Origin of the sequence: Hypericibacter sp. (assembly GCF_050729195.1) — a bacterium.
Taxonomy (GTDB): Bacteria; Pseudomonadota; Alphaproteobacteria; order Dongiales; family Dongiaceae; genus Hypericibacter.
This window is the reverse complement of sequence record NZ_JBOHKS010000323.1, coordinates 1-5,057: the sequence shown is the minus strand read 5'-3', so window position 1 is coordinate 5,057 and position 5,057 is coordinate 1. Positions and strand designations below refer to the sequence as shown.

Annotated in this window: 5 protein-coding genes; 4 read left to right on the top strand and 1 reads right to left on the bottom strand. The window is 63.4% G+C overall.

The window, feature by feature from the left end; translation table 11 throughout:
- The coding region (locus ACREE8_RS26110) for a LysR family transcriptional regulator (protein WP_431575955.1) at positions 1-648 on the bottom strand (648 nt) is incomplete at its 3' end.
- A 127-nt stretch (positions 649-775) separates the two neighbouring features.
- Between ACREE8_RS26110 and ACREE8_RS26105 the strand changes: the two genes are divergently transcribed.
- The 4 genes from ACREE8_RS26105 to ACREE8_RS26090 all read left to right on the top strand — a co-directional run.
- The gene (locus tag ACREE8_RS26105) at positions 776-2,248 is read left to right on the top strand and encodes a 4-hydroxyphenylacetate 3-hydroxylase family protein (protein WP_431575954.1); all 1,473 of its coding nucleotides are present in this window, start codon (positions 776-778) and stop codon (positions 2,246-2,248) included.
- 114 nt (positions 2,249-2,362) lie between these two features.
- Positions 2,363-3,226 (top strand): carbon-nitrogen hydrolase family protein, encoded by an 864-nt coding sequence (locus tag ACREE8_RS26100; RefSeq protein WP_431575953.1) that lies wholly within the window; start codon positions 2,363-2,365, stop codon positions 3,224-3,226.
- Positions 3,223-4,194, top strand: coding sequence for an ABC transporter substrate-binding protein (locus ACREE8_RS26095; RefSeq protein WP_431575952.1), 972 nt, complete (start codon positions 3,223-3,225; stop codon positions 4,192-4,194). Before ACREE8_RS26100 ends, ACREE8_RS26095 begins: the two co-directional genes overlap by 4 nt.
- 1 nt (position 4,195) lies before the next feature.
- On the top strand, positions 4,196-5,057 hold an 862-nt coding region (locus ACREE8_RS26090), incomplete at its 3' end, for an ABC transporter permease (protein ID WP_431575951.1).

Sequence of the window (5,057 nt, the reverse complement as noted above, 5' to 3'; positions counted from 1 at the left end):
CTCGAGCCCGCGGCCGCGCATGACCGAGAGGAAGTGGTCGCGGCTTTGCGGTAGGTCCAGCAGCACCAATGGCTCCTCGACCAGATCGGCCAGCGCCACCGCCTTTCGCGGCGCCAGGCGATGGCGGACCGGCAGCATCACATAGAGCGGCACCTCGGCCAGGGTCTCGAAGGCGAACTCCGGCCCGAGCCCGAGATCATAGGTCAGGGCGAGATCGAAGCGGCCGCGGCGCAAGCCTTCGAGCAACCCCGCCAGATGTTCCTCGCGCACCCGCACGGTCATGTCGGGGAAGCGGCCCTTGAGCGCGCGCAGCATGCCGGGGATGCGCATCGGCGCGAAGGTTTGGAAGCAGCCGAGCTCGATCTCGCCGCCGGGCCGCTGGCTCAGATCAAGCGCGCCCTGGCGCAGCTCTTCGGCATGGGCCAGCAGATCCGTGGCCTCGGTCTGGAGCCGGCGCCCCGCCGGCGTCAGCGACAGGCCCTGGGCATGATGGCGCAGGAACAGGTCAAGGCCGAGACTCTCTTCGAGCTCGGCCACGGCGGCCGACACCGAGGGCTGCGAGATGTTGAGCTGGCGCGCGGCGGCCGTGATCGTGCCGGTCTCGGCGGCCGCCACGAAGTAGCGGAGTTGCTTGAGGGTGAAAGTCATAGGGAAATCCTATGCAATTCGAAGAAAAATAATATTTCCCCTTTACCGGGCCCGGGTCAAGAATGAGGCCACCCGCGCGACCAGCCACGCGGATCTCCCAGACAATCGACGAAACGACGGGGACAAGATGATCAGGACCGGCGAGCAATATCGTGAATCGCTGCGCGACGACCGTGCGGTCTGGATCAATGGCGAACGTGTCAAGGACGTGACGCGCCATCCTTCCTTCAAGCCGATCGTCGACGCCCGGGCGCGCATCTATGACATGGCGCATGACAACCGGCTCGCCTCGGTCATGACCTATACCGACGACGAGACGCACGAGACCAACTGCATCGGGTACAAGCTGCCCCACACCCAGGACGATTGGCAGGCCAAGCGGCGCGCGGTCGACACGGTGATGAAAGATCTCGGCGGCGTGGTGATTCGCGTCGGCGACGAGACCATCGGCGAGATGTGGTCGCTCTATGACGGCCAGGACGTGCTGCGCGAGGTCGATCCGCGCTTCGCCGACAACATCAAGAACCATATCTGGAAGGCGCTGCGCTCCGACACCTTCCACGTCTCGGCCAATACCGACCCCAAGGGCGACCGGTCCAAGCGGCCCCAGGACCAGGACCCCGATATGCTGCTGCATGTGGTGAAGGAGACCGATGCCGGCATCGTGGTGCGCGGCGCCAAATACGAAACCGCGGCCGCCTATTCGAACCAGGCCTTCGTCAAGCCGACCATCGCCAACTGGGGCGACGACAAGCTCTCGGATTATGCGGTGGGCTTCATCTGCGAGATGAACCGGCCCGGCATCAAGCATATCTGCCGCAGCGGTTTTGCCGGCCGCGCCCCGGCGCGCGACTATCCGATCGCGAACAAGTTCGACGAAGTCGACACGCTGCTGATCTTCGATAATGTGCTGATTCCCTGGGAGGACGTGCTGTTCTACCGGCATACGCGCGCCGCCTCCTTTATCCGCGGCACGCTGCATCGCTACAGCGCCTTCCCCTTCGTGCTGCGGCTGCTCTATATCGCTGACATGATGATCGGTGCCGCCCTCTTCAATGTGCGCCAGACCGGCCTCGACCAGCAGCAGGCGGTGCGCGAGAAGCTGGCGCTCCTGGCCTGCTACCGCGAGACCATCAACGCCCATATGACGGCGGCGATCGCGCTGGCCGAGAAGAGCCCGGCGGGCCTGCTGATGCCCAATCAGTCGCTGCTCTATACCGGCCGCGTCCATGCCTGCTCGAAGCTGCCCGAGATGATGCATCTCGCCCGCGAGCTTTGCGGCGGCCAGATCTGCGTGACGCCGGATTCCGCGACCTTCGACCATCCGGACACCAAGCCCTGGATGGACAAGTTCTATCACGTCAACGAGTACTGGGTGGCCGAGGACCGGCGCAAGCTTTTGGCCTTCGCCCGCGACCTGCTCAACTCCGACTATGCTGGTCACCGCGTGACCTTCGAGCTGTTCGCACAGTCGCCGCCCTTCGCGCATTTGAATGCCGTCTATATGAATTTCGGCTGGAACGGGCCACTGGACTTCGTGCGTAAAGCGGCCGACCTGTCCGACCGGGTGATGGAGCAGGGCAAAAAGAAGCCGGCCTGACGCCGGCCGATCGATCGAATTGACGACGACCTCCGGATCACCCGGCAGCCTCGCTGCCGGGTGATCCGGGTTGCGTTTGCTTTGGCAAGAATGGGGCATGGGTAGGGACGGGGCATGAAGCTGGCGGTTTATCAGGGGACCGGCGACTTCCTCGACAAGATGGCCAATCTCGCGCGCATGGATCGGCTGGCGGCCACCGCGGTGCGCCAGGGCGCGAGTCTGCTCATGCTGCCCGAGATTTACCTTTCCGGTTACAATCTAGGCGATGACTGCGCCCGCATGGCCGAGCCTGCAGACGGCGCCTCGGCGCGCGAAGCGGCGCGCATCGCCAAACATCACGGCATTGCGCTACTTTACGGATATGCCGAGCGCGATGGCGATGCGATCTACAACTCCATTCTTCTCGTCGGTGCGGACGGCAAGCCGCTCGCGAACTACCGCAAGGTCCATCTGTTCGGCCCTGAGGAGAAACGGCTGTTCGAGCCGGGCAAGGACTATGTTATGGCGACGCTGAACGGGCTTACGATCGGCCTCGCCATCTGTTACGACGTCGAGTTTCCCGAATTCATTCGCACGCTGGCGCTTAAGGGTGCCGATCTCATCGCCGTGCCGACCTGCCTGACACCGCCCTATTGGGAGATTCCGACCTCGATCCTGCGGGCGCGCGCTTATGAGAATCAGATCTTCCTCGCCTACGCCAACCATTCCGGCGCCGAACGCGAGCTGAGCTATATCGGCATGAGCGCGATCGTCGGGCCGGACGGCAAGGATATCCAGCGCGCCGGCAGCGAAGGCGAGGCCCTGTTGGTGGCGGAGATCGATCCCGCGGCTTACGCGGAATCGAGGGCGCTCAACACCTATCTCGCCGACCGCAGACCCGCCCTCTATGGTGCGGTCGCCGCGGCCGGCGCGACGACGACACAATCCCCACCACAAAAAAGGACCGCCATCGCACGGCGGCAGAGGAGGAGACGATGAGGCGCATATTGACGGGCGTGATCACGGCGGCAGCCCTCGGGCTTTCGGTGGCCGCGGCCAAAGCAGAACCGTTTGAGATCGTGCATACCACCTGGGTCGGCTACGGCCCGCTCTATCTGGCGCAGGATCTCGGCTACTTCAAGGAAGAGGGCGTCGAGGTCAAGCTCACCACGATCGAAGAGAAGACCCTTCAGATGGCTGCGATGATGTCCGGCCAGGCGGCAGGCGCACTCGGCACCGTGGACGAGTTCCTGCTTTATATGAACAAGGATGTCTGCCTGAAATATGTTTTCGCGCTCGATGAATCGGCCGGTGGCGACGGCATCATCGTCAGCAAGGGCATCGACAAGCTGGAGGATCTGAAGGGTAAGCAGGTTGCCTTCAACGAAGGTTCGGTGTCGCAATTCTGGTTCAATGTCGTGCTCAAGAACCACGGCATGAAGCAGGAAGACATCGAGATGGTGAACATGACGCCGGATGACGCGGCGGCGGCTTTGATGGCGGGTCGCGTGCCGGCAGCCGTGACCTGGGAGCCGCATCTGACCGAAGCCCGCGGTACAGCGGGCTCCAAGGTGCTGATCGACAGCTCGACCACGCCCGGCGTGATCACCGACGTGATGGCGGTCCAATGCAGTACCGCCGAGAAACGCGCTGACGACATCAAGGCGATCATCCGCGCCTGGAACCGAGCGGTCGATTATTGGAAAGCCAATCCCGACAAGGCGAACGCGATCATGGCCAAGGGCGTGGGCGGCTGGCTCGCCGATCCCGCCGTGTTCGGCGATTCCGTCAAGGGCGTGAAGTTCTTCGACAAGGCGACCAACACGGCCTATTTCGGCACGTCCGACAAGCCGGGCAGCCTCTATGGCATCGTGCAATACGCGATCGACATCTGGGGCGGTCTGAAACGGCTGCAAGTGAGCCCGAAGCCCGCGGACATCATTACCAACGCCTATCTGGCCCAGTAACGTGGCGGATGGGGGACCGCCGGCGGAACCATCGCTGGCTGAGGAAAGGACGAAGACGGGTGCAACCGCCTGGCGGCGGTTCGCCCGTGTCTATCTTTCTCCCAAGGCAGAGATCCCGACCCAGGCCTCGCTCCTGGCGGGATTTCTGTTCGGGGGTTTCATCATCCTGGTCTGGTGCGGGGTCACCTATGGTGGCCTCGCGCCTCCCAATTTCCTGCCGGCACCGCACAAAGTCATCCTGGCCGGCATCCAGTTCACCCAGCAGGGCCGCCTGCCGCGGGACATCTGGGCCAGCGCCCGGGTCGTGCTGCTGGGCTTCGTGATTTCTTCGATCATCGCCGTGCCGCTCGGCATCCTCATGGGCGGATTTCGGATCGTGCAGGCAGCGCTCGAGCCGACCATCAATTTCATCCGCTATCTGCCCGTGACCTCGATGATCCCGCTGCTGATCCTGTGGGTCGGCATCGGCATCGAGCAGAAGGTCTCGGTCATCCTGATCGGTACCTTCTTCCAGCAGGTCGTGATGATCGCCGATGTGGCGCGCCAGGTCCCGCGCGACCTGATCAATGTCTCCTATACGCTGGGCGCCAAACGTGGCCTCGTCGTGACGCGCGTACTGTTGCCGGCGACGTTGCCCGGCGTGGTCGATGCGTTGCGCGTCACTATGGGATGGGCCTGGACTTATCTGGTAGTGGCCGAACTGGTGGCGGCCAATAGCGGCCTCGGCTATCTGAGCCTGCAGGCCATGCGCGGATTTCGGGTCGATGTGATCTTCCTGGCTATTTTCATCATCGGGTTCCTCGGCATGGCGATGGATTTCCTGTTCCGCGCCATTCGCCGCTGGGGCTTGCCTTGGGCGGAAT

What these genes read in the sequence shown, in the direction of transcription:
- ACREE8_RS26095 (WP_431575952.1), top strand. Translation starts at nt 3,223, where the DNA reads ATGAGGCGCATATTGACGGGCGTGATCACGGCGGCAGCCCTCGGGCTT.
- ACREE8_RS26100 (WP_431575953.1), top strand. Translation starts at nt 2,363, where the DNA reads ATGAAGCTGGCGGTTTATCAGGGGACCGGCGACTTCCTCGACAAGATG.
- ACREE8_RS26105 (WP_431575954.1), top strand. Translation starts at nt 776, where the DNA reads ATGATCAGGACCGGCGAGCAATATCGTGAATCGCTGCGCGACGACCGT.